The 26,993-nt window shown below is 66.0% G+C and carries 25 protein-coding genes; 6 read left to right on the forward strand and 19 right to left on the reverse strand.

Features of this window, described 5'->3' with window-relative positions; genetic code table 11:
* Positions 1-16 precede the first annotated feature (16 nt).
* Both IPM49_01830 and IPM49_01835 read left to right on the forward strand, forming a co-directional pair.
* Complete coding sequence (locus tag IPM49_01830) at positions 17-1,030, forward strand: iron ABC transporter permease (protein MBK9273264.1); 1,014 nt, start codon at positions 17-19, stop codon at positions 1,028-1,030.
* Positions 1,027-1,800: an ABC transporter ATP-binding protein gene (locus IPM49_01835; GenBank protein MBK9273265.1), complete on the forward strand. Its 774-nt coding sequence runs from the start codon at positions 1,027-1,029 to the stop codon at positions 1,798-1,800. Before IPM49_01830 ends, IPM49_01835 begins: the two co-directional genes overlap by 4 nt.
* A gap of 47 nt (positions 1,801-1,847) precedes the next feature.
* On the opposite strand, the gene mscL is transcribed toward IPM49_01835, so the two are convergent.
* The 5 genes from mscL to IPM49_01860 all read right to left on the reverse strand — a co-directional run bounded on the left by mscL (position 1,848) and on the right by IPM49_01860 (position 6,517).
* Positions 1,848-2,276: a large-conductance mechanosensitive channel protein MscL gene (gene mscL, locus IPM49_01840; GenBank protein MBK9273266.1), complete on the reverse strand. Its 429-nt coding sequence runs from the start codon at positions 2,274-2,276 to the stop codon at positions 1,848-1,850.
* A gap of 76 nt (positions 2,277-2,352) precedes the next feature.
* On the reverse strand, positions 2,353-2,856 hold the full coding sequence (locus IPM49_01845) for a hypothetical protein (GenBank protein ID MBK9273267.1): 504 nt from the start codon (positions 2,854-2,856) through the stop codon (positions 2,353-2,355).
* The gene (locus IPM49_01850; GenBank protein MBK9273268.1) at positions 2,853-3,272 is read right to left on the reverse strand and encodes an acyl-CoA thioesterase; all 420 of its coding nucleotides are present in this window, start codon (positions 3,270-3,272) and stop codon (positions 2,853-2,855) included. Before IPM49_01850 ends, IPM49_01845 begins: the two co-directional genes overlap by 4 nt.
* Positions 3,269-5,011, reverse strand: a complete 1,743-nt coding sequence (locus IPM49_01855) for a DUF349 domain-containing protein (GenBank protein MBK9273269.1) — start codon at positions 5,009-5,011, stop codon at positions 3,269-3,271. The genes IPM49_01850 and IPM49_01855 overlap by 4 nt, the downstream gene beginning before the upstream one ends.
* 72 nt (positions 5,012-5,083) lie before the next feature.
* Positions 5,084-6,517 (reverse strand): serine/threonine-protein phosphatase, encoded by a 1,434-nt coding sequence (locus IPM49_01860; GenBank protein MBK9273270.1) that lies wholly within the window; start codon positions 6,515-6,517, stop codon positions 5,084-5,086.
* Between the two features lie 134 nt (positions 6,518-6,651).
* Between IPM49_01860 and IPM49_01865 the strand changes: the two genes are divergently transcribed.
* A complete protein-coding gene (locus IPM49_01865) occupies positions 6,652-7,422 on the forward strand; it encodes an enoyl-CoA hydratase/isomerase family protein (protein ID MBK9273271.1) in 771 nt (256 codons plus the stop codon).
* An 18-nt stretch (positions 7,423-7,440) separates the two neighbouring features.
* On the opposite strand, the gene IPM49_01870 is transcribed toward IPM49_01865, so the two are convergent.
* The 7 genes from IPM49_01870 to paaA form a co-directional block, all read right to left on the reverse strand.
* The gene (locus tag IPM49_01870; protein MBK9273272.1) at positions 7,441-8,220 is read right to left on the reverse strand and encodes a 2-(1,2-epoxy-1,2-dihydrophenyl)acetyl-CoA isomerase; all 780 of its coding nucleotides are present in this window, start codon (positions 8,218-8,220) and stop codon (positions 7,441-7,443) included.
* Positions 8,217-8,411: a type II toxin-antitoxin system HicA family toxin gene (locus tag IPM49_01875; GenBank protein MBK9273273.1), complete on the reverse strand. Its 195-nt coding sequence runs from the start codon at positions 8,409-8,411 to the stop codon at positions 8,217-8,219. Before IPM49_01875 ends, IPM49_01870 begins: the two co-directional genes overlap by 4 nt.
* Before the next feature lie 17 nt (positions 8,412-8,428).
* Entirely contained in the window at positions 8,429-8,656 is a 228-nt protein-coding gene (locus IPM49_01880; GenBank protein ID MBK9273274.1) for a type II toxin-antitoxin system HicB family antitoxin, read from the reverse strand.
* Positions 8,657-9,368: 712 nt separating this feature from the next.
* Positions 9,369-9,854 (reverse strand): phenylacetate-CoA oxygenase subunit PaaJ, encoded by a 486-nt coding sequence (gene paaJ / locus IPM49_01885; protein ID MBK9273275.1) that lies wholly within the window; start codon positions 9,852-9,854, stop codon positions 9,369-9,371.
* Between the two features lie 93 nt (positions 9,855-9,947).
* Positions 9,948-10,700, reverse strand: coding sequence for a phenylacetate-CoA oxygenase subunit PaaC (paaC, locus tag IPM49_01890; protein MBK9273276.1), 753 nt, complete (start codon positions 10,698-10,700; stop codon positions 9,948-9,950).
* Between the two features lie 73 nt (positions 10,701-10,773).
* Positions 10,774-11,067: a 1,2-phenylacetyl-CoA epoxidase subunit B gene (gene paaB / locus IPM49_01895; protein MBK9273277.1), complete on the reverse strand. Its 294-nt coding sequence runs from the start codon at positions 11,065-11,067 to the stop codon at positions 10,774-10,776.
* A gap of 94 nt (positions 11,068-11,161) precedes the next feature.
* Complete coding sequence (gene paaA, locus IPM49_01900; GenBank protein ID MBK9273278.1) at positions 11,162-12,106, reverse strand: 1,2-phenylacetyl-CoA epoxidase subunit A; 945 nt, start codon at positions 12,104-12,106, stop codon at positions 11,162-11,164.
* 179 nt (positions 12,107-12,285) lie between these two features.
* On the opposite strand from paaA, the gene paaK reads away from it, so the two are divergent.
* Positions 12,286-13,368, forward strand: a complete 1,083-nt coding sequence (gene paaK, locus IPM49_01905; GenBank protein MBK9273279.1) for a phenylacetate-CoA oxygenase/reductase subunit PaaK — start codon at positions 12,286-12,288, stop codon at positions 13,366-13,368.
* A gap of 95 nt (positions 13,369-13,463) precedes the next feature.
* On the opposite strand, the gene IPM49_01910 is transcribed toward paaK, so the two are convergent.
* The 5 genes from IPM49_01910 to IPM49_01930 all read right to left on the reverse strand — a co-directional run bounded on the left by IPM49_01910 (position 13,464) and on the right by IPM49_01930 (position 20,852).
* The gene (locus IPM49_01910; GenBank protein ID MBK9273280.1) at positions 13,464-13,985 is read right to left on the reverse strand and encodes a hypothetical protein; all 522 of its coding nucleotides are present in this window, start codon (positions 13,983-13,985) and stop codon (positions 13,464-13,466) included.
* Between the two features lie 93 nt (positions 13,986-14,078).
* Positions 14,079-15,671: a PAS domain S-box protein gene (locus tag IPM49_01915; protein ID MBK9273281.1), complete on the reverse strand. Its 1,593-nt coding sequence runs from the start codon at positions 15,669-15,671 to the stop codon at positions 14,079-14,081.
* Complete coding sequence (locus IPM49_01920) at positions 15,610-17,754, reverse strand: GHKL domain-containing protein (GenBank protein ID MBK9273282.1); 2,145 nt, start codon at positions 17,752-17,754, stop codon at positions 15,610-15,612. Before IPM49_01920 ends, IPM49_01915 begins: the two co-directional genes overlap by 62 nt.
* Before the next feature lie 42 nt (positions 17,755-17,796).
* Positions 17,797-18,552: a hypothetical protein gene (locus IPM49_01925; protein ID MBK9273283.1), complete on the reverse strand. Its 756-nt coding sequence runs from the start codon at positions 18,550-18,552 to the stop codon at positions 17,797-17,799.
* Positions 18,549-20,852, reverse strand: coding sequence for an Rv1355c family protein (locus tag IPM49_01930; GenBank protein MBK9273284.1), 2,304 nt, complete (start codon positions 20,850-20,852; stop codon positions 18,549-18,551). Before IPM49_01930 ends, IPM49_01925 begins: the two co-directional genes overlap by 4 nt.
* A 171-nt stretch (positions 20,853-21,023) precedes the next feature.
* Between IPM49_01930 and IPM49_01935 the strand changes: the two genes are divergently transcribed.
* Together IPM49_01935 and IPM49_01940 are read left to right on the forward strand one after the other, a co-directional pair.
* Entirely contained in the window at positions 21,024-21,515 is a 492-nt protein-coding gene (locus IPM49_01935; GenBank protein ID MBK9273285.1) for a response regulator, read from the forward strand.
* A 66-nt stretch (positions 21,516-21,581) separates the two neighbouring features.
* On the forward strand, positions 21,582-23,459 hold the full coding sequence (locus IPM49_01940) for a M1 family metallopeptidase (protein ID MBK9273286.1): 1,878 nt from the start codon (positions 21,582-21,584) through the stop codon (positions 23,457-23,459).
* Here IPM49_01940 and IPM49_01945 read toward each other — a convergent pair.
* Both IPM49_01945 and IPM49_01950 read right to left on the reverse strand, forming a co-directional pair.
* Positions 23,456-24,736 (reverse strand): tryptophan 7-halogenase, encoded by a 1,281-nt coding sequence (locus tag IPM49_01945; protein ID MBK9273287.1) that lies wholly within the window; start codon positions 24,734-24,736, stop codon positions 23,456-23,458. The two genes, IPM49_01940 and IPM49_01945, sit on opposite strands and share 4 nt — an antisense overlap.
* 101 nt (positions 24,737-24,837) lie before the next feature.
* Positions 24,838-26,967 (reverse strand): elongation factor G, encoded by a 2,130-nt coding sequence (locus IPM49_01950; GenBank protein MBK9273288.1) that lies wholly within the window; start codon positions 26,965-26,967, stop codon positions 24,838-24,840.
* Positions 26,968-26,993: the final 26 nt, after the last annotated feature.

Below are 26,993 nucleotides of genomic sequence, written 5' to 3' on the forward strand. Positions count from 1 at the left end.
CCGTATGTTTGCCCGCATGCGTTCCGTCGGTGCCCTGGCCGCAGCGCTCCTCTCCCTGCTGGTGCTGCTGCTGGTTCATATCAGCACGGGACCGGTATCGGTGTCGCTCAGGGAGGCGTTGCATGCCGTCCTGGGGCTTCCCGGGGTCGATCGGGCCTTGGTCGCGGTGGTCCGGGATGTGCGGATCCCATCGGCGCTGACGGCCATGCTCGTGGGGGCAGCGTTGGCATGCAGCGGTGCGGTGATGCAGACGCTCTTCTCCAATCCGCTCGCGGGTCCGAGCGTGCTCGGTGTCAGCTCCGGGGCGGGCCTTGGGGCGGCCCTGGTCATGCTCGTCCCCGGCCTCTCCAGCACGCTCGGCGCCGCGGCCGATCTGGCGCTCGTGCTGGCCGCGTTCGCCGGTGCCTTGGTGGTGCTGGCGGTCATCGTGCTGGCGGACCGTCGTCTCGGCGACCCGGTCACGCTCCTCATCCTGGGCCTCATGGTCGGGCACCTCGGAGGGGCGCTCGTCAGTGTGCTCGAGGTGGCCGCCGGAGAGGGCGCCCTGCGTGGGTTCGTGCTGTGGGGCATGGGCTCCTTCGCAGGCGTGGGTCCGGAACGGATGCCATGGCTCGCCCTGCCGATCGTGGTCGGTCTGTTCGTCACCCTGGTGCATATGAAGGCCCTCGATGCGATGCTGCTGGGCGATGAGTACGCCCGTTCCATGGGCGTGGAGGTGCGCGCGACCCGCACACGGCTCATCCTCGCGACCGGCCTGATGGCGGGGGCGTGCACCGCGTTCTGCGGCCCCATCGCCTTCATCGGACTGGCCACCCCGCACCTGGCCCGGGCGCTGCTGCGCTCGGCCGGGCACCGCCTGGTCCTGCCGGGCAGCGCGCTCTGTGGGGCACTGCTGGCGCTGGCCTGCGACATCCTCGTGCGGCGCGTGGACGGACTGCCGGTCAACGCCCTCACCTCATTGATCGGCGCGCCCGTGGTCGTGTGGGTGCTGTGGAGCGGACGCCGCTGGGCGAGAATGGCCACCGGATGAGGACCGTGACCCTGCATGCCGAGGCACTTGTGATCGGGCACCACGGCCGGCCGCTGCGCCCTGCGTTCGATCTGCAGCTCCGTCCGGGCAGGGTCACCGCCCTGCTGGGGAACAATGGATCGGGCAAGACCACGCTGCTGCGGACCTTGTCCGGCCTGTTGGCGCCGCTCTCCGGACGGGTGCTCCTCGATGGCCGCGAGGTGCAGGGCATGGCGGAGCGTGAGCGTGCCCGGCAGCTCGCCGTGGTGATGGCCCATCGCCCACGCGCGGGACTGATGCGCGCGGAGGATGTGGTCCGGCTGGGGCGCCTTCCGTGGAGCGCGGGTTGGTTCCGGTCCGACCCTGACGATGCAGCGCGGGTCCAGCAGGCGATGGAGCAGACCCGAACGCTGACGATGGTGGGCAGGGCCTTCAACGAGCTGAGCGATGGGGAGGCGCAGCGTGTGCTCATCGCCCGGGCCCTGGCACAGGATGCCCCGGTCCTCCTGCTGGACGAGCCCACAGCGTATCTGGATGTCAGCCAGCGGGCCGCACTGATGCAGCTCCTGCGGACCATCGCGCGGGAACGGGCGCTGACGGTGCTGATGGCCACGCACGATCTCCAACAGGCATTGGACAGCGCGGACGAGGTGTTCATCCTCGGTCCTGATGGCGCCCACTTCCACGGTGCGCCCGGGGATGCCGTGCAAAGCGGTGCGATCGCCAGCGCGTTCGCGGTGGATGGACTGCGCTTCGATCCCGCTCAGCGCGTGTTCCGGCCTGTGGAATGACGAAGCCCCGGCAGGCCGGGGCTTCGGAACGGGAATGTGCGGGACGCTTACTTGCGCAGCGCGTCGCGGATCTCCATCAGCAGCTTCTCTTCATTGGAGGGGCCGGGCGGGGGAGGAGCCGGCTCGGCCTTCTTCATCCTGTTCATGGCCTTCACCACCATGAAGATCGCGAACGCCACGATGAGGAAGTCGATGATGACGGTGATGAAGGCGCCGTATTTCACGGACACCTCGGCCACCGCGGGTGTGATGACGGCGCCGGCCGCATCCTTCACTTCGGCCGTCCCGTGCTGGATCACCCATTTCAGTTCCTTGAAGTCGACGCCACTGGTCAGCATGCCCACGAGCGGCATCACCATGCCGTCCACGAAACCGCTGACGACCTTGCCGAAGGCACCGCCCATCACGAAGGCGACCGCCGTATCCACGAGGTTACCGCGCATCGCGAACTCCTTGAACTCCTTCATCATGCTCATGGTCAACAGGGGTTTGGTTGGTGGGGGTTGTTCGGGCGAAACTAATGACCGGCGCGATCCCCATCCCGTCCGACCGTCATCGGGGCCTGAAGCGGTAATGCTCCTCGTGCTGGGCGCCTTTCGAGAAGCCGGAAACGATGGCGTGCCAGCCGTTCCCTTCACGGAAGTAACGGATGTGCTGCGGGAAGTCGTGGGAGAGGTTCGTGAAGTGCAGGGTATCGCCGGACGTGGGCACAGCGGTGAAGTCCGTCCACGCGCCGTTGTTCTGTCCTCCTGGGAGGGCGGAATAGATCACAGCGCCATTGCGGCGCATCAGTTTGAGCCCTTCGATGAACACGGTGTCCGCCCCCGCGAGCACACGGCCGACACCGGAAAGGGTGCTGTCATCCACTTCGGTCCAGGCCTCCACCACGGTGAAGGTGTCACTGCTGGTGCTGTCCACCCAGTCGCCAAGAAGCTCTTTGGCGAGGGGCCAGACGTCCACTGGTGCCGAAGCAGCGGGGTCCACCGATGGGCTGTGCTGTCCGCCACATCCGATGAGAAGGGCGATCGCGGTCGAAAGGAGGAACGCTCGGTTCATGACAGGGTTTCGATGGCCGATCGGATGGGGGCGGGGATGGGCACCTTGTGGCCCTTGGCGTAGTCGTACATCACCTGAACGCTTGTGCCTTCGGCCACCACGGCGCCGCTGACGTCCGTGAGCCGGTAGGCCAGGGTGAAGCTGGTGGTGCCCACGTGTGCCGCGCCGGTGCGGATGTGCAGGCGGGCGGGCCAGTGCACGGGCCGCTTGAAGTCGCAGGTGGTGCTGGCCAGGATCACGCCGATGCCGTCCTCGGCATGGGAGCGCAGGGCACCGATGCGCTCCAGGAAATGCATGCGCACGCTCTCCATCCAGCGGAAGTAGACCACGTTGTTCACATGGCCGAAGAGGTCCTGTTCGCCCCAGGCGACGGTGATGTCGAGCCCGATGGGCAGGTCGGGAACGATGGTGCTCACGCCTGGCGCAGCTCCTTCACCAGCTGCTTGTGCTGTTCGCGCAGGCGTTCCACATCACGGCGGGTGCGGTCGGCCTGCTTCTCCATCTCCTTGCGCATGGCCTCGCCGGTCGCGCTCTTGAAGTTGAACATGCCCATCCTGTTCTCGAACTGTCGCAGCTCGTTCTCGAGCTCCTCGATCTTGCGCTTCACGAAGCGCGTCTCGCGCTCGATGCGGTCGCGTCCGTCAGGTGCGCTCTTCAGGCTCTCGACATGGTCGTGGAACTGGGCGCGGCGGCGCTCCTCGCCCTCCACCTTCAGCTGCCCGTAGTGCTTGTCCAGCGCGGCCCGATAGCGGTCCTGCAGCACGTCGAAGTGTTTGGGCGACACGCGGCCGCATTCGAGCCAGCGTTTGCTGAAGGCCTTCAGGGCATCCAGGTCGGCGTTGCGGTCACCGGTGAGGGCGAAGCCTTCGAGCTCGGCCAGCAGGGCCTCGCGGGCTTTGAGGTGCTCGGCCTGTTCGCCGTCGAGCTTGTCGAAGTGGGCCTTGCGGGCGGCGAAGAAGCCATCGCAGGCCTCGCGGAACCGGTTCCACAGCTTCTGCTCATCGCGGGGTCCTGCGGAACCGGCCTCCTTCCATTGCTGCTGCAACGCCTTCATCTTCTCGGCCGTCTGCCGCCATTCGGTGCTGTCCTTCAGGGCCAGCGCCTGGTCCAGCAGGGCCTGCTTCTTCTCACGGGCGCCCTTGAACTGGTCCTTCAGCGCGTCGAAATACTGCTTCTTGCGGTCGAAGAAGGCGTTGCAGGTGGTGCGGAACTCCTTCCAGATGCGCTCGTTGTCCTTCTTGGTGGCGAAACCGATGGACTTCCACGCGTTCTGCGCCTCCAGCACCTGATCGGTGAGGGCCTTCCAGTCCTTCACCCCCACCTCGGCGCTCTGCTCCACCAGGGCCTGCACCTTGTCGATCAGGGCCTGCTTGGCGGCCAGGTTGGTCTCGTGCTCGGTGCGGCGGGCCTTGTAGTACTCGTGGATCCGCTCGTACACCACACGGGTGGCGTTCCAGAACCGGTCGCGGATGATCTCCCATTCCTCCTTCACCACAGGCCCGATCTGGTGCCACTTCTCCTGGTACTCCTTCACCAGCGCCTCGGCCTCCTTCACGCTGTCCACCCGCTGCACGGCCTCCATGTCGGCGATCAGCGCCTGCTTCAGGGCGGTGTTCTTCTTCAGGTCGTGGTCGCGCAGCTCCTTGTAGATGCGGATGTGATAGAAGAAATCGTCCAGCAGGTGGGCGAAATCGCGCTGCAGGTCACGATAGGCCTGCTGGGGCACGGGGCCGATGGTCTTCCACTTCTCCTGCAGGTCCTTGAAGCGCTGGAAGGCGCTGCCGATGTTCTCCTCCTGATGGATGAGGGCCTTGAGCTCCTCCATCACGGCCAGCTTGGCGGCCAGGTTGTCGGCCTCCTCCTTGGCCTTGCGGCGGCGCACATCGTTCACCTTGGTGTGAAAGGCGTCGACGAGCTGCTTGAACCGCTTGTCATCCTCATCGCCCAGCGGCGCGGATTCGATGGGGACCTGCGCGGGGGCATCGGCCCCCTCTGCGGAGGGTTCGCCTGCGGCCACCGTGGCGGCATGCTGGGCCTCGGCCACCAGCGCCTCGTAGCTTTCCTTCACGGCATCCACCAGTTCGGCGGTGTGCTCCAGGTCTTCGTTCTGGAGCAACGCCTCCATTCGGGCGATCAGCTCCGCTTTCGTGGTCATGGTCAACTGCGGCCGACCGCTCAGGTGCACCGCCGTTCAAAGATAGACGGCCCTTTCGGAACGGAAGGCGCGCTAGACGGCAAGGCCGAGCACGCACACATCGTCCATCTGCTCGTGCGACCCCTTCCACGCGTCGAACGCGCGTTCCAGCTCCTCGGCCTGCAGGGCCATCGGCAGGTGCTGGTGCTGCTCGAGGATGGCGCTGAAGCGGGTGGCCATGAGCTTGCGCCCATCCGGCCCGCCGAACTGGTCCACATAGCCGTCGCTGAACAGGTAGATGCGGTCGCCCGCGTGGTAGGCCAGGCGGTGCACGGTGAACCGCCTGTCGGGTTCATGCTGGTTGCCACCGATCGGCCGCCGGTCGCCGTTGATCACGGTGAGCTGGCCGTCGTGCATCCAATACAGCGGACGGAAGGCGCCGGCAAAGAGGATCTCGCGCTGTGCGCGGTCCACCCGGCAAAGCGCGATGTCCATGCCATCACCGGCCCCGAGCCGCTCCCCGCGCTGGTTCAGCGCATGCACCATGCGCTGGTTGAGGAGGGCCAGCAGCTCCGCCGGGTCCTTGTCCGGGTGCTGCATCACCAGCTCGTTGAGCAGTGAACAGCCGATGGCGGCCATCATGGCGCCGGGAAGGCCGTGCCCGGTGCAGTCGGCCTGGGCCACCAGCCGCACGTGCTCGCTGAGGCGGTGCACCCAGTGGAAATCGCCGCTCACCACATCCTTGGGGCGGTTGAGCACGAAGTGGTCGTCGAAAAGCTCGCCGTAGCGCTCGGGCCGGGGGATCAGCGCCGACTGGATCTTGCCGGCGTAGGCGATGCTGTCGGTCACCCCGTCGTGTCGCTGCTGAAGGGCGCTGCGGGCCTCCTCCTCGCGACGGACCAACCCGCCCACGAAGCGCATGAGGAATCCGCCGACAAGGACCAGGGCCAGCACCAGCAGGCCGATGTGGCGCCATAGGCGCCCCAGGGCCAGGGCGTCCAGTTCCGCGGTGGGCAGTTCGGCCACCAGGGCGGCCACCACCTTCCCGCGTGCGTTCCGCACGGCGTCGAACGCCGCGACATGATGGTCGTCGACCGCCCGGCCCGGGTCGATGCGCCCTTCGGTGATGGCGGCGATGATCGCGGCCTGGTCCGGACCGGTGTACGGTTCACGAAGGGCGGGTGTCGCCGAGCTGGTCACCACCACCTGGAGTTCGTGTTTCCGATCGTCGTAGGCCACCAGACGCAGCGGCATGCTCAGCCGGTTCGCCTCCGCCGGCTTGCGCAGGTTCTCGTGCAGCACATAGTACCAGGGGTCCTGGGTGTTATGCAGCAGCATGCCCCGCGAATCGTATTTCTCCATCAGGCGGGTCACGCGTCCGCCTTCGATCGCCGTGGCCAGCGTGCCGGTGATGCTGCTCAAGCGCGCCATGGCCTCATGCCGCAGCGTGCGTCGGGTGGTCGAATGCGACCACACCACCAGGGCCACACCCACGGTGAGCAGGGTGGCGAAGAGCACCAGGAGCACGGTGCGGGTGGTGGAGGGTCGGCGCAGGTCCAAACGCGTATCGCCCGGAAGGTGCGGGCCACCCGTTCATACGGACCCGTCCCGAGGTGGGTTGCCGTCGCCTGCCGAACTTCGCCCCGCATCAACCCGGACCCATGAACGACGGCTACGTCAAGCACGCCGTGGCGGAAGGCATCGCCACCGTCACCTTCCATCACCCCAAGAGCAACAGCCTGCCCGGACATGTGCTGCGCGAGCTGGCCGATGCCATCACCCGCATGGGTGCCGATCCGGCCGTACGGGTGATCGTCCTGCGGAGCGACGGCGAGAAGGCCTTCTGCGCCGGGGCCAGCTTCGACGAGCTGCTCACCATCGACACGCCCGGGAAGGGGCTGGCCTTCTTCAGCGGCTTCGCCCTGGTGATCAACGCCATCCGCACCGCCCCCTGTCTGGTCATCGGCCGCGTGCACGGCAAGGCGGTCGGCGGGGGGGTGGGCCTGGCGTCGGCCTGCGATGTGAGCTATGCGCACGGCAGCGCCAGCGCGCGCCTCAGCGAGCTGGCCATCGGCATCGGTCCGTTCGTGGTGGGGCCTGCCGTGGAACGGAAGGTGGGCACCGGTGCGTTCGGCTTCATGAGCTTCACCCCGGCGGCCTGGCGCGATGCGGAATGGTGCCGGCAGCATGGGCTCTACCAGGCGGTGTTCGCCACGGTGGAGGAGCTGGACGGGGCGGTGGACGCCCATGCCCGCGAGCTGGGCGCCTACAGCCCGGATGCCATGCGCGAGCTCAAGCGGGTGCTATGGCGTGGAACCGAGGACTGGGATGTGCTCCTGGCGGAACGTGCGGCCACCAGCGGTCGACTGATCCTCTCGGAGTTCGCCGTGAACGCCATCAACCGGTTCAAGGCGGAGGCGGCGAAGCGGTAGCAGAAAGGGCCGGCCGGCCTATTCGCCCGTGTACACCGGCTTGCGCTTCTCCAGGAAGGCCTTCACGCCCTCGTTGTAATCGTGGCTGCGGCCGGCGATGCGCTGCAGCTCGTTCTCGTGGTCCAGCTGGGTGTCGAGGCTGGTGTTCTGCGCGCGGTTCATGGCTTCCTTGGTGAGGGCGATGGCCTTGGTGGGCATGGTCGCCAGCTTCTTGGCGAGGGCGATGGCCTCGTTCATCAACTCGGCATCGGGTACGGCCTTCCAGATCATGCCCAGTGCCTCGGCCTCCTTGGCGCTCACCTTGGGTGCCAGGATCATCTGCCCGAAGGCGCGCTGCATGCCCACCAGGCGCGGCAGGGTATAGGTGCCGCCGCTGTCGGGGATCAGGCCGATGTTGATGAAGCTCTGGATGAAGTTGGCGCTCTCGGCCGCCAGCGTGAGGTCGCAGGCGTAGGCGATGTTGGCCCCGGCACCGGCCGCCACACCGTTCACCGCGCATACCACCGGCTTCGGCAGGGTGCGCAGGCGCCGCACGATCGGGTTGTATTGCGTGGTCAGGATGTCCTCGATCCGGGTGCCGGGCGCAATGGCCTCGGCCAGGTCCTGACCCGCGCAGAAGGCCCGCCCCTCGCCGGTGAGCAGCACGGCCCGTACGCTGGCATCGTCCTTGGCGGCGTCCAGGGCAGCGATGGTCTCCAGCGCCATCTCCCGGTCGAAGCTGTTCAGCTTGTCCGGACGGTTCAGGGTGATGGTGGCGACGCCCTCGGCGACGGTGTAGTGGATCTTGGTGTAGTTCATTGATCGAGCTTGTCGAGTCCGGTTTGGCGAAGGATGGCGAGCAAGGTTCCCTTGGGCAGGTCACCACGGTGCAATGGCACCACGGTCATCTTGCCGGTCGTGCGGTTCTTGAAGATCTGGTGCGACCCTTTGGATCGAACGTGTTCGTAGCCGTGCTGCTTCAACAGGCGGATCAGGTCGGCCGCCGTCATGCTGGGCGACTTGGCCATCACGAAGCCAGGACGAGGGAGTACTCAAAGGTCTTGCTGTCGTCCGGAACAGGGTCTCCTTCGGCCTCCAACGTTTCCACGTATAGCTCGATGGCTTCCTTGGCCATGCTCAAGGCGTGATCGATGGACTCCCCGTAAGTGATGCAGCCCGGCAAGGCCGGCACCGAAACGGTGAAGCCGCCTTCAGGCTCAGGTGTCAAGAGAACGCGGTACGTGCGCTGTGACATGTGTGCAAGATACGGCACTTCACCTGCCTTCATCGATGGTGAAAAGGATCTTGGTGTAGGGCATGCGACGAAGATCGGTCGATCAGATCGATCAGACGACCAGAAACGCAAGGTCGTTAATCCGGGAAGAAGCGTTCAAAGAGCTGTTGGTCGCCCCCTGCTCGAGTAGATCGAAGACTGTCGCCAGCACTCAAGTGGTACACTGTGACGTGATCGAAACACAGCCCGTACTTGCAGTATACCTTGGCGTCAACCGCGCGCATTCTGTGATTCTCATCGAAGTGGACCCAGAGCATAGGATGGCTTCCAGGCCCGTTCGGCTTTCTTGAGTATTCGAGTGTGAACCCGCGCGTGCGCTGTTCCCGTTCAGTATTGCAACAGAACCGTGCTGAGTAGAATGCAGCATCGACAGTAGCGACAATTGACGAGCCGTCTGGTGGAACAAATTTCTGGAGAGGTATTGGGTCTTGGCAACTTCCCTCATGGACACCTGTACCATAACTGGCGTAAAACGGGAGTCCGATGATCTTTATCACACTATCCACAGACATCCCGATCTTCAAACTCCTCACCGTTCGTTGGGTGACGCCTTCCGCGAGGTCGGATGTCGAGCAACCTGTCAACGCGACAACAAGGGCAATTTCGACAAGAAGAAAGGGTTCAAGCGTCATGACGCGCCATGGAAACGTTTGTTTCCCATGGCGTATTGCCATCATAAACACTTGAACTGATCGAACGGCTCCAGGCAGTCGTTGCACTTCCACAGCGCCTTGCAGGCCGTGCTGCCGAAAGCAGAGAGCATCACGGTGTTGGTGGAGCCGCATTGCGGACAGGCCACCACGGGCCGTTCGCCCTTGAGCGCGCGGATGTCGGCGGTCTTTTCGGGCGGCGCGATGCCATACTCTTTCAGCTTGCGCTTGCCGGTCTCGGTGATCCAGTCGGTGGTCCAGGCAGGGGAGAGGCTCATGCGCACCTCCACGTAAGGCACACCCGCCTCCAGTAGTTCCTTCTTGATGTCGGCCGCCATCACGTCCATGGCCGGACAACCGGTGTACGTAGGGGTGATGGTGACGATGGCCTTCCCGTCGGGCTCCACCTCCACCTGCCGCACCACACCCAGCTCCAGCACATTGATGGCCGGGATCTCCGGGTCCTTCACGTAGTCGAGGAGCTCGAGGATGCGGGCTTTGGTGATCATGGTTCGAACGTGTTCACCGCAACGGCGCAACGGACGCTACGTCGACCCAACGACCGGATAACGTTGCGTTCGCTGCGTCGTTGCGGTTCTTTCCTACCACTCCGCCCCCGGGTACGCCCGCTGCAGGTATTGCATCTCGGCCAGGATGAAGCCGAGGTGCTCGCTGTGCTTGCCTTGGCGACCGCCCGTGGCCATGAAGCCGTCGGCGGGGCGCTTCAGCGTGGCCTCGGCCAGCACCTTGTCCACGGTGGCGTCGAAGGCGGCCTTCATCTTGGCGAGGTCGGGCGCGATGCCGGCCTTCAGCAGTTGCTGGTGAACCTCGTCCATCACGAAGAGGTCGCCGCTGTAGGTCCACAGGTTGTCGAGGGCCTCCTGGGCACGGCGGTGGCTTTCCTCCGTGCCGTCGCCGAAGCGGATCAGCCAGTCGCTGCTGTGCTTCACGTGGTACTGGGCCTCCTTCACGGCCTTGGCGGCGATGGCGGCCAGCTGGGCATCGGTGCTCTTGGTAAGCGCCTCGGCCAGCGGCAGGTGGTAGGCATCGAACAGGAAGCTCCGCACGATGGTATGCGCGTAGTCGCCGTTGGGCTGCTCCACCAGCTTGGTGTTCACGAACTGCCGCTCGTTGCGCAGGTAGGCCAGGGCATCCTCGTCACGTCCCTTGCCCTCCACCTGTCCGGCGTAGGTGTACAGGTTGCGGGCTTCGCCAATGTGGTCCAGCGCCCGGTTGGTGAGGGCGATGTCCTCCTCCAGCACGGGGCCGTGGCCGCACCACTCGCTCAAGCGGTGGCTCAGGATGAGGAGGTCGTCCGCGAGGCGAAGGCTATACGTGAAGAGGGCGTTGCTCATGGTGAATGGGAGTTGGCGAATGGTGAATGGGAAAGCGTTCAGGCGCTATTCACCAACTTCCATTCGCCAGTCACTAAATGTATTTCGCCCCCTCGGGCATGGTGTAGAAGGTGGGGTGCCGGTAGGTCTTGTCGTCGGCGGGGTCGAAGAGCATGGCCGCATCATCGGGCTGGCTGCTGCTGATGGCGCCGGCGGGCACCACCCAGATGCTCTGCCCTTCCTGGCGGCGCGTATATACGTCGCGGGCGTTCTCGATGGCCATCTGGGCGTCGGCAGCGTGCAAACTGCCCACGTGTTTGTGCTCCAGGCCGCGCTTGCTCTGGATGAAGATCTCCCAAAGGGGCCAGTTGTTCGGGTTGTCGCTCATGGTGTCCGGTGAGTGGCGAGTGGCGAGCGAAGAGTAACGAGTGGCACTGCGGAAGCAGACTCGCCACTCGTCACTCGCTACTCGCCACTCGGATTCATGCTGCTTGTTTCTTCTTGGCCTTCTTGGCGGCGTGGGCCAGCGCGGCCTCGCGCACCCAGGCGCCTTCGTCGTGAGCCTTGTTGCGGGCGGCCAGGCGTTCCTTGTTGCAGGGGCCGTTGCCGGCCACCACGTTGTTGAACTCGGTCCAGTCGATCTCGCCCCAGTCGTAGTGCTGGGTGGACTCGTTCCACTTCAGCTTCGGGTCGGGGATGGTGAGGCCGATCACTTCGGCCTGCTGCACGGTGCGGTCGATGAAGGTCTGGCGCAGCTCGTCGTTGCTCTGGCGCTTGATCTTCCACTTCATGCTCTCGGCGCTGTGCGGGCTGTTGGCGTCCGTGGGGCCGAACATCATCAGGCTGGGCCACCACCACCGGTTCAGGGCGTCCTGGGCCATCTCCTTCTGCTCGGGGGTACCCTTGGCCAGCACGGCAATGATCTCGTAGCCCTGGCGCTGGTGGAAGCTCTCCTCCTTGCAGATGCGCACCATGGCCCGAGCGTAAGGACCGTAGCTGGTGCGGCACAGCATCACCTGGTTCATGATGGCGGCACCGTCCACCAACCAGCCGATGGCACCGATGTCGGCCCAGGTGAGGGTGGGGTAGTTGAAGATGCTGCTGTACTTGGCCTTGCCGCTCAGCAGGTCGTCGATGGTCTGCTCGCGGGAAACGCCCAGGGTCTCGCAGGCGCTGTAGAGGTAGAGACCATGACCGGCCTCGTCCTGCACCTTGGCGAGCAGAATGGCCTTGCGGCGCAGGTTGGGGGCCCGGGTGATCCAGTTGCCCTCCGGCAGCATGCCCACCACCTCGCTGTGCGCGTGCTGGCTGATCTGGCGGATGAGGGTCTTGCGGTACTTCTCAGGCATCCAGTCCTTCGGCTCGATCTTCTGTTCGGCGTCGATCTTGGCCTGGAAGCGTTCCTCAAGGTTCTGTACGTCGGTCATGGTGGATCTGCGAACGGCGAATTTAGGCCCTGCGCCTCAGCTCGGGCTGATGCCGGTCAATCCGGTGAACAGAATGGCGGGCCTGGTGGTTCATGGTCGGCGGAGCGTGGAAGGGGGGCGCGGACGAGCGCGCGATCACCTGGACCCTATTTTCGCGCCCGCCGAACGGCAATCCTTCCATGGCCCGCTTCCATCCCTTGACCGTATCGCAGGTAACGCAGGAGACCCCTGACGCCATCGTGATCGGGTTCACTGTGCCGCCCGCTCTGCGGGACGAGTTCCGCTTCAACCACGGTCAGTATGTCACGCTCAAGCTCACCGTCAACGGCGAGGAGCTGCGCCGCAGCTACAGCATCTGCAGCAGCCCGCTGGATGCGGACGGCTTCCGCATCGCGGTGAAGCGTGTCCGGGGCGGGCGGGCCAGCACGCAGCTGGTGGAGAAGCTCAAGGCGGGGATGTCGCTGGAGGTGATGGCACCGATGGGCAACTTCACCGCGGCGCTTGATCCGGCGCGCAGCAGGCACTTCGTCGCCTTCGCGGCCGGCAGCGGCATCACGCCCATCCTCAGCATCCTGAAGACGGTGCTGAGGACCGAGCCCAACAGCCGGTTCACGCTTTTCTATGGCAACACGGACACGGACCGGATCATGTTCCGTGGCAGGCTGTCCGAGCTTCAAGCCCAGTTCGGTGACCGGCTCGCGGTGCACCACATCCTCAGTAAAGGCCGGGAGCAGGATGTCCTCTTCAATGGCCGGATCACCGCGGAGAAGGCCCGGCAGCTGCTGGCCCGGTTCGTCACGGACGCGCTGGACAAGGAGTTCTTCATCTGTGGCCCCGAGCAGATGATGGTGAACGTGAGCGAGGCCCTGGAGGCCGCCGGGGTGGAGAAGAAGCGCGTTCACATCGAACTGTTCACCAGCCCGGTGACCACCGAGGCGAAGCGTGAGGTGGCCCATGCCACCACGGCTGCGTTCACGGGCGAGGCCGAAGTGGTGGTGCGGCTGGATGGCCGCGAGCAGGTGCTACACATGACCGCCAAGGGCGATCCCGTGCTCGACGCGGCCATCGATGCCGGAATGGATGTTCCGTACGCGTGCAAGGGCGCCGTGTGCTGTACCTGCAAGGCGCGCGTGCTCGAAGGCCAGGTGGAGATGGACATGAACTACGCGCTCACCGACGAGGAGGTGGCACAGGGCTATGTGCTCACTTGCCAGACCCATCCCCGCAGCGCGCGTGTGGTGATCGACTACGATCAGCACTGAGGTGCTGGGAACGAAGAAGGCGGGCTTACGGGCCCGCCTTTCGTGTTCCTGCCGGCCGGTTGGTGGTGGTTGTGGCCGGGCGGGCAACATGCTTGTCAGAAGGAGGCCTGCGCGTGCCCGGCCACCTTGGTCTGGATGTGCTCCAGATAGTGTTCGCTGTGGTAGAAGCCGCCCATCTCGGCGTTCCAGCGCACGATGGCGCTCGGAAAGTCGGCATAGAACGGGTCGACGCCGGCGGTCTTGCCACGGGGGATCAGGTTCACGTAACAGACATAGTCCGGGTATGTGACCAGGTCGGGGGGGAGGCTGGTGTCGATCAGCACGAGCTTGTCCTCGAAGCCGTCCTTGGTGACGCGCACCAGGAAGCTCTGGTCGATGTCCAGGTCCAGGGAGAAGCCTCCCTTCTTGTCCACGGCCACCTGCCCCAGTTTCTCGTCTCCCTTCCACAGTTCAACCTGGTAGTCCTGGACCTGCTTGCCGTCAGCGAGCACCTCGCCCCGCACGGGCACGTACCAGCCTTCGGCCTGGTCTCGACGATCAACGAGTTTGCGTTTCTGGGCGTGCACGGCAGGAAGGGTGAGCAGCACGAGCAGGGGAAGGGTCATCAACTTCTTCATGGGGCAAGGGTTCACGTGGGTGGTCGTCCTGGTCGCGGGCACTGAAGGTGTTGTTCCTACGCGGGGACGGACGGAAGGGTTACGCGCGGGGCTTCAGGAGGCGAACGGCAGGGCGGCGCGGTCGGCGACCCCGGCGTTCATGCGCAGGCTGATGGTGGTGCCCTTGCCCACGGTGCTCTCGGCCCACACCTCGCCGCCGTGCTTGTTCACGATGCGTTGCACGATGGCCAGCCCGATGCCGCTGCCTTCGAACTGGTCGGCGCGATGCATCCGCTTGAAGGCGCCGAACACGGCCTTGGCGCCGGTGCTGTCGAACCCCACCCCGTTGTCGCGCACGCGCAGCACCTCCCCGGTGTCATCCGTGTCCATCCGCACCTCGATGCGGGGGGCCTCCACCTGGCGGGTGAACTTCACGGCGTTGGACATCAGGTTGACGAGCACCACCTTCAGCATGGCGGCATCGGCATGGAGCAGGGTGTCCGGCGGCACCTTGTTCACCAGGAGCGGGGCATGGGGCGCAGGCGGCAGTTCGTCCATCACCTCCTGGACCAGATCGCGCAGTCGGATGTCTGAACGCTGGAGGTCGCGGTTGTTGGTCTGGGAGAAGCGGAGGAGGTCATCGACCAGTTCGAGCATGCGGCCCGCGCCGCGCTGGATGCGGCTGCTCAGCTCACGCCCGTCGATGTCGGTGGGCGGCTGGTGTTCCTGCAGCAGCTGGCAAAGGGCCAGCACGTTCTTCAACGGGCTGCGCAGGTCGTGCGCCACGGTGTAGGAGAAGGCGCCCAGGTCCTCCAAGGCCTCCAGCAGCTGGCGCGTGCGCACGGCCACGCGGCGGTCCAGGTCGCTGTTGAGCTTGCGCAGACGCTGTTCCTCCGCCCGCCGGTCGGTGATGTCCTTGATGATCACCTGGAAACTCCGGTGGCCATCGTCCGACTTGCCCAGGTAGCTCACGGTGAGCAGCCCGTCGATGGGATCGCCGTTGCTGTTCCGAAGGGTGAGGTCAACGTTATGGAACGACCGCCCCCGGAGGCGGCCGCTCAGCGCCTGGCGCAGAGCGGCCGGGTCGGTGAGCAGGTCCTGGAAGCTGCGGTCCAGCAGCGCGTCACGGTCCAGGCCCACCAGGCGCTGCGCGCTTGGATTGGCATCGTGGATGCGCCCGGTCTCGTCCAGGATCACGATCGGGTCGCCCGAGGTGGCGAAGACCTGCTCGTACCGGCGGAGCAGACGCTCGCGGTCCACGCGCAGGCGGAAGACCTCGTGGGCCTGCTGGATGCGCAGCAGCAGATCGCTGGCGTCCCAGGGCTTTGTGACGTATGCATAGATGCGGCCCTTGTTCACCGCATCGATCACCGCCTGGATGTCGGCGTAGCCGGTGAGCAGCATCCGGATGGTGTCCGGATGCCGTTGCTTCACCTGGGCGAGGAAGTCCACACCCGTCACCTGGGGCATCCGCTGGTCGCTGATCACCACCGGGATCGGGGTGCGTTCCAGGATCTCCAACGCCTGCTCGGCGGTGGAGGCGGTGAAGACCTCCAGGTCACGACGGAAGTTGGCCCGGAAGGCGATCAGGTTGCCTTCCTCGTCGTCCAGATAGAGGACCTTGATGCGTTCCTTGTTCATGGCTTCAGGCGCGTTGCTGCTGCTGCTCTTGGTGTGCGCGCTGTTGGCGCTTGGGCAGGGTGACATGGAAGGTGGCCCCCGCGCCGGGCAGGCTTTCCACGGTGATGCGTCCACCGTGCTTCTCCACGATGCTGTACGCGATCGACAGGCCGAGCCCCGTGCCTTCGCCCACCTCCTTGGTGGTGAAGAAAGGCTCGAAGATCTTGGCCATCACGGTCTCGGTCATGCCCGGACCGTCATCCGCAATGGAGATGCGCACCGCATCCCCGACGACGGCTGAGCGCACGGTGATGGTGCCGCGCTGAAGGTCCTTCCGGGACGCGATCGCCTGGATGGCATTGTTCAGGATGTTCATGAACACCTGGTTCAGCTTGCCGGGATGGCACTCCACCGCGGGCAGTTCGCCGAGCTCCAGGTGCAGATCGGCGTGGTCCTTCAGCTGGTTGGCCAGCACCGTCAGGGTGCTCTGCAGCCCTTCGTTGAGGTCGGCCAGCTTGAGGTCGTCCTCATCGAGCCTGCTGAAGTTGCGCAGCCCGCGCACGATCTCCGCCGTCCGCCCGGCGCCTTCCTCGATGCTGCGCAGGATGTCCCCCAGTTCGTGGATGGAACCATCGATGTCCAGTTCGGCTTCGCGTTCCCGAAGGGCGGCCAGGGTCGATGCGGCCTGGTCCGGCTCGAGCGTGCGGTACCGGTTCAGCACCTCAAGTACGTCCGCCAGGTCACGGCGCAGGGGCGGGATGTTGCTGGTGATGAAGTTCACCGGGTTGTTGATCTCGTGCGCGATGCCGGCCGTGAGCTGACCCAGGGAGGCCATCTTCTCGGCGTTCACCAGCTGGCTCTGCGTGCGCTTCAAGTGGTCGTTGCTCTCCTGCAGCGCCTTGGTGCGCTCCTGCACCTTGGACTCCAGCATCACGTTCTGTTCGCGGATGATGCGCTCGTTCTCCTGGGCCATGGACAAGGCCTCGGCCTGGCTCCGCTCCTTCTCGCGCCGGAGGATGTTGATGCGGTCGGCGAGACCGAACGAGAGCAGCACGCCCTCGATGGCCGAACCCACGGGCATGGCATGGATGGTGAGCTCGTTGTAGGGCAGGATGCCCACGTCCTTCAGGACGAAGACCACCACGGCCGAGAGGAAGACCGCCCAGGCCAGCAGGAAGAAGAACGCCTGGCGGGACCCGCGGCGAAGGGCCACCACCGCCATGCTGAGGGTGAAGATGGCCGACAGCCCGGAGAGCGCCTGGGCGGCCTGGTAGGCGACGCGTGGCAGTCCGGACTGCTGAGCCGCGATGCACAGGGCGAAGACCAGGTAGAACACCACACTGATGCGGTGCAGGCCGGGCGCGAAGCGACGGGTGTCAATGAAGTTACGCGCGAACTCCATGCCCAGTGTCGCGGTGACCAATGTCAGGATGAGGGTGCTGTTCGAGGACCACCAGGTGTTGCCGGCCCAGAGGTAGAAGGGGCCCACGCCGAGGAAGGCGAGCTGGGTGGCGAGCACGGCCACCAGATACAGCACGTAGAAGAGATAGCTCCGGTCGCGGATGGACAAAAGCAGGAACAGGTTGTACAACGCCAGCACGAGCATCACTCCGGCGTAGATGCCGATCGTGAGGTTGCGGCCGGAGCGAACGGCGATAAGCTCATCCGCGCTGCGGAGGAGCACCGGAAGCTGGATCTGCTTGGTGCTCTCCAGCCGGATCAGAAGCACGGCCTCCGAGCCCGGGGCGATGCGGACCGGGAACACGAACTCGGGATCATGGCCGGAGCGTTCGAGCAACGGCACCGATTGGCCCTTCGACCCGGCCGGGACGGGCACGCCGTCATACACCACGAAGACCGAGACACGGTCGAGGTCCGCATAGTCGATGCACAGGTGGAAGCGCTCCAGCTCCGTGCTGTTCCGGACCCGGGTGCGGAGCCATACCGCATCACCGGTGAGGCCCAGGTTGGGGACCGGGGTTCCGAGCGGGTTGAACGTGCCTCGGGCGAGCACGTCTTGCACGGAAAGTGCGCGCGTGCTGTCGTGGAACACTTCCAGCCGCTCGCCCAGGTGCTCGCCCAGCAGGCCTTCGCGGAGCGGCCATGAGTCCGTCCCGTCCGCACCCGTCACCATGCAGGGGAGCAACAGGAACGCCAGAAGGGTCTTCATCCGGCGCTCCTACGGCAATGCTGCCGTCAGGGTTGCCAGGGCTCACGCCGAATGACGAAGGCGCTCCTCAAGGATCCGCTCATAGGCCACGAGGTCGAACAGGCCCTTCGTGAGGATGAGCTGATAGTGCACCTGGATGGTCGTGCGACCGGGGTTCTCCACACGGACCTGGTCCGGACGAAGCCGCAGGCTGAAGATCGATTGGCGCTGATCCATGGTCGTGCACGGGAGCAGGATCGTGTCGGGGTTCAGCATCGCGATGGATCTGAACTCGGGCGTGGGGTAGTCGAACTCCCCGAGCTCACCGACCTCGGCCATCGCGATGAACCCGTTGCGCTCGGGATGCCGGCGGGTATGGTTGCCCACGAAACACACCATCCTGCGCGCGCCCACCTGGGGCGCGATGGCCGTCACCGCCTTGCTCAGAAGTACGGTCACCCCTTTGTTGGCGTACCGGCTCGCGCTCCAAAGGCCGCACACCTCACCGTTGCCTTCGGCCCGAAGGCGCTCCAGCACCGTCACGATGCGCGGTTCGCGACCTGCGATGGCCGCCATCATGGGAAGGCGGCCCTCCTCACCATGGTCCATCTGCAGGCGGATCCCCCCCACCATGCCGAGCGTGGGATGAACGGCCACGATCACATAGCACTGCGGGTCGCGGGTCCATCGCGTATCGCTCTTGATCACCAGGGGAATGCCCACTTCGGTGAGCACGAGCTCGTGCTGACGAATGAACTCGTCGTTCAGGTCGGGACGGTCCGGCGCGCTGTAGGCGATGAGGTCCAGCTGATCGTTCATGGGGTGACCGTGGCTTGGGCGTTCGACCAGAGCATCTCGAACGGGAGCCGCAGGCTCCGTTCGGAGGGGGCGGGGGCGCGGAAGATCCGAAGAAGGAAGGCGGGGCTGCGGTCGCGCGTGGCGAACAGTTCACGGATGCCGGCGGCGCAGTGCTCGATCTGCCCGCGCTCGGAGTCGTCGAACACCGGCGATCCCGCCATCAGGCCCAACAGGATGGGCGCGGAGACCGGGTGCACGGCCAGGCCCAGCGCGGTGGCCCGCAGCCAGACCCGCTCCATGGCGCGCCCGGCCAGAAGCACATGCTCGCGGTCCATCCGGGGCACGCTGATGCACAGCACGGCGGAACTGGACCGGATGGCCGGCCCGGAGAGGTCGGCGAAGGCGCGTCCGGCCTTCCATTGCCGCACCAGGGCGATCGCCTCGGGGTCGGAAGCCACCTGCATGCCCAACACCTCGGCCGCCCCCATCTCGAAGGTGGCCAGGTCCAGGCCGTCCCTCGTCCGTCGGGCCTCCTCCGCGGTCCATCGCACCTCCTTGGTGAACAGCTCGTGGTGGCAGGTGGCGTTCAGGAATCGCAGGCGTTCAGTGGCACCGCAAAGCTCCGCGACCCGGTCGAGCGGTCCCGCGCCCTCCGCCAGATGGGCCATGGCCCCGGGTACCTCCTGCGCTGCGTGCAGCAGGGCTGCCTTCGTCGCATCCTCCAGGGGGCTGCCATCGCCTTTGCGCCGGTTCGTACAGCGCTCGAACAACCAGCGTGACAGGCCATCCCGATCGGGGTCCATGGTGCCCGCGCCCTCGAAGACGGCCACGAGCCGGGGCTCATCCGTGCGGTCAAGCAGCCGGTAGGTGAGCGCGATCCCCTCGCCGGCCGCCCTTACCAGGATGTTCTCCATACAGCCGCCCAAGGAGAGCATGGGGACCACCGCAGCGGGGTCGGCGGCGCTGTGGGATCGGGCCGCATCGTGGAACAGGAACAGCCGCCCGGTCTCAAGCAGGAATCGCCAGGGCTGGTCGTTGCCTCCCGAGGGGGCCCATGCTCCGGCCTCCACGAGCAGCCTGGTGGTGGGCTCATCCAGCGGGTACGCAGGCATCCCGCTCCGATACGCATCGGGCAGCGCATCGCGCATCACCTGTTCGGTGAGCGGTGGAGGAGGAACGCTGGCGACCACCTGGGTCGCCGGTCCATCGGCACCCGGGATGAGGGTCTCCGGGTCGATGTGGAAGCGTCCGCTCCCGGTCAGCTGCCCCAACAGGATGCGGCGCACCGCATCGCAGGCCAGTGCGCCACCGAGGAAGACCGAGGAAGCCAGCTGCGGCCAGCTGACCAGGCCGTGGCCCACCTCGATCATGCTGGCTTTCATCCGCTTGCTCAAGGTCTCCAGACCGGCCATCGGCGCCACAAAAGGCAGCTTGTCCTCGGCCGTCCGGGCCATGGCCGCAGCGTCCGGATCGAGGTGGTCGATGAGCCCGTGAAGCAGCGGCCGGTCGGGCTCCAGGTCGAAGCGCTCCACGTCCAGCATGCCCCGGTCGCTGGTGTCCATCACCACCGGGATGCGATGGGCCTTCGCCCGCTGTCGCGCCAGGATCTTGATGTCCACGCTGTCGCACTCCTCGACGAGCACATCCAGCGTGCCGCCCTCCGTCAGGAACCGGTCGATGTTGTCGCGCGTGATGCCTTCGTGGTAGCAGGTCACCTTCAGGAAGGGGTCGATCTCGGCGATCTCGCGGGCCACGTTCACGGTCTTCGGCAGCCCCAGGTTGTGGACACCGCTGCGCAGGCGGTTCAGGTTGCTCAGGTCAAGGGTGTCATGGTCGGCGATCCGCAATTCCCCGAAGCTGCGTTCCAGCGCGAGTGCCAGGCTCACGCTTTGGCCCACGCTCAGCCCGATGACGCCGATGCGTTTGGTGTAGAGGACCGCCTGCTCCTCCTCCGTGATCTTGTTGCGGTTCCGGTCCGTTCGGACGCGGGCGAAGTCGGCCTCGTCGAGCAGGTGCACGAGCCGGCCGTTCCATGGGTAGAAGACCCAGACCCCATGGTCCGCGGCCGGGGCGCCGGCCAGGTGTTCCTTCACCGCCAGGTCCAACTCGTGTGCGCTGAACCGACGGGACGGCGACTGGATGCGGACCAATTCCCTGACCTGGTCCACGAGGCGGTCGTGCACATGCTCCACCCGGCCTGAGGCGAGCAGGACTTCAAGGTCGGCCCGGTCGGCCTCCACGGCCGGCCTGAACAGCAGGGGGGCGCAGGTGAGCGCATCCACGCCCTCCCCGCGCGACCGCACGTGAAGTTCGAAGTCCATGGTCCTGAAGAGTCCGCCCGCTGAGCGTCCAAGTTCACTGGGCGGGCCAAAGCTAATCAATGATGGGTTATTAACAACTTATGAACACCAGGTGCTCCAAAGGCAGCGTAACCCCCCAGGCCTACGTTCCGTAAAGGCGAACGCCGGATGAAGCCATTTCCGGAACCTTCCATGGCCACACGCGTGTTCAACCTCGGTACCGATCCCGATCGGCCCGTGGTGCTGTTCGTGGACGACGACGCGGGGAACCGCCAGGCGTTCCATGCCACGTTCCGCCGCTCCTTCGAGGTGCTCACGGCCAGCGGATTCGAGGAGGCCTGGCAGTTCCTGTCGAACCGGCCGGTGGACGTGATCATCACCGATCAGCGGATGCCGGGCACCACGGGGAGCCAGTTGCTCTCCCTGGTGCGTGAGCGCTTTCCCCAGGTCCGGCGCATGCTGGTGACCGCCTATTCGGACATCCAGGCCGTGATCGACGCGGTGAACCTCGGAGGGGTCACCAACTACATCGCCAAGCCGTGGGACCCGGGCCGGTTGGAGGCCTTGGTGATGGCGGCCCACGCGGAGGTCAAGGCGGAACGACAGCGCGAGCAGTTCACCCAGCAACTGGTGGAGGCCAACCGCCAGCTTGAGTTCGCCCTGCGCCAACGGTTGCTTTCCTGACCGGGCGTTCGTCCGGTGGGCTCCGCGAGGACCAAGAGCCTGGACACTGCGCCATCTTTGGCGCCCATGAACATCAGTTCGCGTTCCGCGCTCCTGTGCGCACTGCTTCCCTTCGCCCTGTGGGGCCATGCCCAGTGCGGCCGATGGCAGCAATGGATCGAGGTGGACCTGAGCGTCGACCTGGACGTCCGCACACACCGGTTCACCGGTCACGAGCGCCTGGTGTACCACAACCAGAGCCCGGACACGCTCACCGAGGTCTGGTTCCATCTGTACTTCAACGCGTTCAGGCCCGGCAGCGAAATGGACAGCCGCTCCCGGAGCATCGCCGACCCCGATCCGCGTGTGGGATCGCGCATCGCCGCGCTGGCACCCGGGGAACAAGGCGAACTGCGGTGCACGGCGGGCACCCAGGATGGTCGGCCCGTTGAGCTGGAGCACCTGGGCACGGCCATGCGTCTGCGCCCTGTGGCGCCCATCGCACCGGGCGCCCGCAGCACCTTCGAGCTGGATTTCGCCGGCCAGGTGCCCGTGCAGATCCGCCGCTCGGGTCGCAACAACGCGGAGGGCATCGCCTACAGCATGACCCAGTGGTACCCGAAGGTGGCGGCCTACGACGACCGCGGCTGGCATGCCGGCCCCTATGTGGGGCGCGAGTTCTACGGGGAGTGGGGCGACCATACGCTGCGCATCACCATCGACAGCACCTTCACCGTGGCGGCCACGGGCGTGCTGCAGGACCCTGCCTCCATCGGCCATGGCTATGCGCCGCCGGACCCGGCGCGGGCCGGTCGCAGCGCCCGCAACACCTGGGTCTTCCGGGCCGACAGCGTGCATGATGTGGCCTGGGCCGCCGATCCCGACTACGTGCAGCTCACCGCCCAGGTGCCCGGAGGTCTGCTGATCCGCTGCTTCTTCCAGGACGATCCCGAACTGCGGCCCGTATGGGAGCAGCTGCCCGGGTACATGGTGCGGAGCTTCGAGTTCATGAACGCGCATTTCGGCCGTTATCCGTGGCCGGAGTACAGTTTCGTACAGGGCGGCGACGGGGGGATGGAGTATCCCATGCTCACGCTGATCACCGGCAGGCGCAAGCTGGGCAGCCTGGTGGGCGTCAGCGTGCATGAGAGCGTGCACAGCTGGTACTACGGCGTGCTGGCCAGCGACGAGGGTCATTACGCCTGGATGGACGAGGGCTTCACCGAGTACGCCAGTTCCAAGGTGATGCAGCACCTCTTCGGGGGCGACAAGGATCCGCACGCGGGCAGCTACGACGGCTATCGCATGCTGCTTTCGCTTCCGGACAACGAGCCGATGACCGTGCATGCCGATCACTTCCTGACCAACCGGGCATACGGGATCACCGCGTACAGCAAAGGGGAGATGCTGCTGCACCAGCTCGGCGCCGTCATCGGCGAGCGCACCGTGGAGCAGGGCCTTCGCCACTTTTACGACAAGTGCCGGTTCCGCCACCCGCGTCCGGTGGATGTGGAGCGCAGCATGGAGCAGGTGAGCGGCCTGGAGCTCGACTGGTACTTCGACGAATGGCTGAACACCACCCGCGTGCTCGACCTGGCCGTGGACAGCGCCATGGCCGAGGGCGACGGCACGGTGGTGGTCCTGCGCCGGGTGGGGGAGATGCTGATGCCGGTGGACCTTCGTGTGACGGCCCGCGACGGTCGCGTGGAGCACGTGCACGTTCCGCTCAGCCTCATGCGCGGCGGCAAACCCGAAGGCTCGGAGGCGTACGCCTTCGTGGTGGCCGCACCCTGGTCCTGGCCGGAGCACACGCACCGCGTGGCGGTGGCCCTGCCGTTCAAGGAGGTGCTGAGCGTCGAACTGCTGACAGCGGGCCGGATGGCCGACATGGATGCGACCAACGACAGCTGGGCGCCCGCCATGCCGCAGGAGGAGGTTCCGCAGAAGCGGAAGGCGAAGCGCTAGGGCAGGGGGCGGCCGGTGTTCAGCACTTCGGCCTGGTCCCGCAGGCCCGGTGTTCCGTTCAGCAGCTCGGCCAATTGCCTCAGGATGCGGTCGTGCCGCGCCACGAACGGGTTCTTGCGGTCCCACACGTAACCGGCCAGGACGGAGATGATCTGCTGCTTGACCCGTGGTTCCACCCGGGGGCTGAAGAAGATGGTCTGCAGGTCGCCGTTGTACCAGCCATCGATGTAGCTGCGGAACACTGCGGCGCCCCAGCGGATGTGGTCGCTGTAGGCGCGCTCCCAATCCACATCCTCACCCTTCAGCACGCGTTCGGTGAGCTTGGCGGCCAGCAGCCCGCTCTCGGTGGCCAGCATCACGCCGCTGCTGAACACCGGGTCGAGGAAGCCGGCGCAGTTGCCGGTGAGCACGTAGTTGCGCCCGTACAGCTTCTCGTTGTAGTGGGTGTAGTCGTGCAGCACATGGGGTTCCCAGAGCGGGGTCTGGTCCACGAAGCGCTCGCGGAACCGGATCGACCGCTCCACCATGGCCCGCCAGGCCTCGTTCAAGGGCCGCCCTGTCGTGAAGGGATCGAAGTGGCGCGGATCGCCCACGAAGCCCAGCGAGGTGGTGCCATCACTGAAGGGGATCACCCAGAACCACAGGTCCACCGCCAGGACCTCGAAGGTGATCTGCATCGGCTCGGGCCACGCGTCGCGGTCGTGTTCACGCACATGCGTGTACACGGCCATGCGCGGGGTCGGGCTGCGGTCGTCGCGCAGTCCCAGCAGCTTCACCAAGGTGCCCCCGTAACCGCTGCTGTCGATCAGAAAGCGGCCTTCCACCTCCAGGGTCCCGTTGGCGTCCCGCGCGGCCACACGCACGCGGTCAGCCTGGGAGAGGTCCACCTCCTCGGCGCTGATGCCGTAGCGGATGTCCACCCCCTGTGCGGCCGTGGCATCGGCGGCCACCTTGTCGAAGTGCGCCCGTGGGGCCTGCCAGGTGCGTGTCCAGCCACTGGTGAAGTTATCGTCGAACTGCAGGTCGATGCCCTCATCGGTCCCCCGGATGAACCGGGCTCCGAGCTTGGGCGCGTAGTTCTGGGCCTGGAGCGCGGGCAACAGCCCGGTCTCCTCCCAATGTTCCATGCTGCGCGGCAGCAGGCTTTCACCGATCACGAAGCGGGGGAACACCTGCTTCTCCAGGACCAACACGCGCCGTCCTTGACGGGCGAGGTGCGCGGCGGCCACGCAGCCGCTGGGTCCGGCACCGATCACGATCACGTCCACCTGTTCCATCGCTGCAATGCTAGTAAAGCTAGCGTTCACCGGCACCGATCGCCGTCAGAATGCACGGCACCCGGACCTGCGCCCGGGTGCCGTGATCGAAGATGGATCGTTCAAGCCTCCACGGCCTCATCGCGGTGCGCGCCGATCAACCGGGACTGCACCTCGTGCGGCACCGGCTGGTAGGCATGGAAGCGTTCGGTATGGGTCCCACGACCTTGCGTGAGGCTGCGCAGGGTGGTGCTGTACCGGTCCAGCTCGGCCAGTGGCACCAGGGCCTTCACCACTTGGAAGCGGCCCTGACCCTCCACGCCCATGATCACCGAACGGCGCCCCTGCAGGTCGGTCATCACCTCGCCCATGAGCTCCTCGGGCATGCGCACCTCGATCTCCTGCACGGGTTCCATCAGCAGCGGGTCGGCATTGGTGAAGGCCTCCCGGAAGGCCTGCAGCCCGGCGATCTTGAAGCTGATGTCGTTGCTGTCCACCGGGTGCATCTTGCCGTCGGTCACCAGCACGCGGATGTCGCGCGCGGGACTGCCCGTCAGCGGGCCCTTCTCCATCTTCTCCATCACGCCCTTCAGGATGCTGGGCATGAACTTGGTGTCGATGACGCCGCCGACGATGCAGTTGTAGAAGACCAGGCTGCCGCCGGTGGGCAGCGGATGCACCTCCTTGTTGCGGACGCTGACGCCGGCCGGTTCGGGCATGCCCTCCTGCCAGGGTTCGATGCGCAGGTGCACCTCGGCGAACTGGCCCGCGCCACCGGTCTGCTTCTTGTGCCGGTACATGGCCTCGGCGGGGCGGCGGATCGTTTCCCGATACGGCACCTTCGGCGAGCCGAACTCGGGCTCCACCTTGTAGTGGTGCTCCAGTTTCCACTTCACCAGGTTGAGGTGCAGCTCACCCTGGACGCCCAGCACCTGTTGGGCGCTTTCGCGCAGGTAGTGCAGCTCCACGGTGGGATCCTCGCGATGGATCTCGAGCAGGGCGGCGTGCAGCTTCTCCTCCAGCTTGGCATCGCGGGCCTTCACGGTCACCCGCAGCCGCGGCTCGGGGAAGGCGATCGGCGCCAGCTTCACGGCCTGGCCGGGGGCGTGCAGCGTGTGCGCGGTGCCCGTGTCCTTCAGCTTCAGGGTGGCCCCGATGTCGCCGGCGGCCAGCCGGTCCACCGGTTTGCGCTCTTTGCCGTCCACGATGAAGAGCTGGCCGATGCGCTCCGTGGCCCCCGTGTTGTCGTTCACCAGTTCGGTGCCGGCCTTCACCTCGCCGCTCATCACCTTGAAGAAGGTGATCCAGCCGGTGCGCGGCTCCAGCACGCTCTTGAAGGTGAACAGCACCGGCGGGCCCTCCGCCCGGCAGGGAAGGCCGCCCTCGCCCGCCAGCGGGGCCGGCGGCATCTCCACGGCGCTGGGCGCCACGTTGTCGATGAAGGTCATCATGCGCCCGCTGCCCATGTTGCGCAGCGCGCTCAGGCAGAACACCGGGTAGCACGTGCGCTTCATCATGCCCTGCTTCAGGCCCAGGCGCATCTCGTCCTCGTCCAGCTCGCCCTTGTCGAAGTAGTGCTCCATGAGCGTCTCGTCGTTCTCGGCGGCCTTCTCCACCAGCTCCTTGTGCAGGGCCTCGGCGCGCGCCTTCTCGCTCTCGGGGATGGGTTGCTTCTCCGGCTTGCCCCCGGCGTCCTTGAACACGTACATCGTCATCTTCAACAGGTCGATGATGCGGTGGAAGCCTTCGCCCTGTTCCACGGGATACTGCATCACCGTCACCGCCGGACCGAAGTGCTCGCGCGCCTGGGCCACGGTAGTGTCGAAATCGGCGTTGGGATGGTCCAGCTGGTTCACCCCGATGATCACCGGCCGGTCGTAGCGCTGCATCTGCTCCCACACCAGGTCGGTGCCCACCTCCACCCCGTGGTGGCCGTTGAGCAGCAGCACGCAGGTGTCGGCCACGCGCAGCGCGGGGATGGTCTCGCCCACCAGGTCGTCCAACCCCGGCGTGTCGATGATGTTGATCTTGTAGTCGCGCCACTCGGTGTGCAGGCAGGTGGCGAAGACCGAGCTGCCGCGCTCGTGCTCCAGGTCCGTGTGGTCGCTCACCGTGTTGCGGTCCTCCACGCGGCCCCGGCGTGTGATCAAGCCCGCCTCGAACAGCATGGTCTCGGCGAGGGTGGTCTTGCCGGATCCGTGGCTGCCCAGGAGGGCGATGTTCTTGATGTGCTTGGCATCGAAGACGGTCATGGCGAATAGGGTTTTGGTCGGACGGG

This window comes from Flavobacteriales bacterium (assembly GCA_016715895.1).
Lineage (GTDB): Bacteria > Bacteroidota > Bacteroidia > Flavobacteriales_F > PHOS-HE28 > PHOS-HE28.

Bases quoted from the DNA above. Each gene is read 5' to 3' on its own strand.
- IPM49_01935 (MBK9273285.1), top strand. From the start codon at position 21,024: ATGGCCACACGCGTGTTCAACCTCGGTACCGATCCCGATCGGCCCGTG.
- paaC (MBK9273276.1), bottom strand. From the start codon at position 10,700: ATGAGCAACGCCCTCTTCACGTATAGCCTTCGCCTCGCGGACGACCTC.
- IPM49_01910 (MBK9273280.1), bottom strand. From the start codon at position 13,985: ATGAAGAAGTTGATGACCCTTCCCCTGCTCGTGCTGCTCACCCTTCCT.
- IPM49_01920 (MBK9273282.1), bottom strand. From the start codon at position 17,754: ATGAAGACCCTTCTGGCGTTCCTGTTGCTCCCCTGCATGGTGACGGGT.
- IPM49_01830 (MBK9273264.1), top strand. From the start codon at position 17: ATGCGTTCCGTCGGTGCCCTGGCCGCAGCGCTCCTCTCCCTGCTGGTG.
- IPM49_01930 (MBK9273284.1), bottom strand. From the start codon at position 20,852: ATGGACTTCGAACTTCACGTGCGGTCGCGCGGGGAGGGCGTGGATGCG.
- IPM49_01945 (MBK9273287.1), bottom strand. From the start codon at position 24,736: ATGGAACAGGTGGACGTGATCGTGATCGGTGCCGGACCCAGCGGCTGC.
- IPM49_01880 (MBK9273274.1), bottom strand. From the start codon at position 8,656: ATGTCACAGCGCACGTACCGCGTTCTCTTGACACCTGAGCCTGAAGGC.
- IPM49_01855 (MBK9273269.1), bottom strand. From the start codon at position 5,011: ATGACCACGAAAGCGGAGCTGATCGCCCGAATGGAGGCGTTGCTCCAG.
- IPM49_01865 (MBK9273271.1), top strand. From the start codon at position 6,652: ATGAACGACGGCTACGTCAAGCACGCCGTGGCGGAAGGCATCGCCACC.
- IPM49_01940 (MBK9273286.1), top strand. From the start codon at position 21,582: ATGAACATCAGTTCGCGTTCCGCGCTCCTGTGCGCACTGCTTCCCTTC.
- IPM49_01950 (MBK9273288.1), bottom strand. From the start codon at position 26,967: ATGACCGTCTTCGATGCCAAGCACATCAAGAACATCGCCCTCCTGGGC.
- IPM49_01835 (MBK9273265.1), top strand. From the start codon at position 1,027: ATGAGGACCGTGACCCTGCATGCCGAGGCACTTGTGATCGGGCACCAC.
- IPM49_01845 (MBK9273267.1), bottom strand. From the start codon at position 2,856: ATGAACCGAGCGTTCCTCCTTTCGACCGCGATCGCCCTTCTCATCGGA.
- IPM49_01870 (MBK9273272.1), bottom strand. From the start codon at position 8,220: ATGAACTACACCAAGATCCACTACACCGTCGCCGAGGGCGTCGCCACC.
- mscL (MBK9273266.1), bottom strand. From the start codon at position 2,276: ATGAGCATGATGAAGGAGTTCAAGGAGTTCGCGATGCGCGGTAACCTC.
- paaK (MBK9273279.1), top strand. From the start codon at position 12,286: ATGGCCCGCTTCCATCCCTTGACCGTATCGCAGGTAACGCAGGAGACC.
- paaJ (MBK9273275.1), bottom strand. From the start codon at position 9,854: ATGATCACCAAAGCCCGCATCCTCGAGCTCCTCGACTACGTGAAGGAC.
- paaB (MBK9273277.1), bottom strand. From the start codon at position 11,067: ATGAGCGACAACCCGAACAACTGGCCCCTTTGGGAGATCTTCATCCAG.
- IPM49_01915 (MBK9273281.1), bottom strand. From the start codon at position 15,671: ATGTCACCCTGCCCAAGCGCCAACAGCGCGCACACCAAGAGCAGCAGC.
- IPM49_01875 (MBK9273273.1), bottom strand. From the start codon at position 8,411: ATGACGGCGGCCGACCTGATCCGCCTGTTGAAGCAGCACGGCTACGAA.
- paaA (MBK9273278.1), bottom strand. From the start codon at position 12,106: ATGACCGACGTACAGAACCTTGAGGAACGCTTCCAGGCCAAGATCGAC.
- IPM49_01925 (MBK9273283.1), bottom strand. From the start codon at position 18,552: ATGAACGATCAGCTGGACCTCATCGCCTACAGCGCGCCGGACCGTCCC.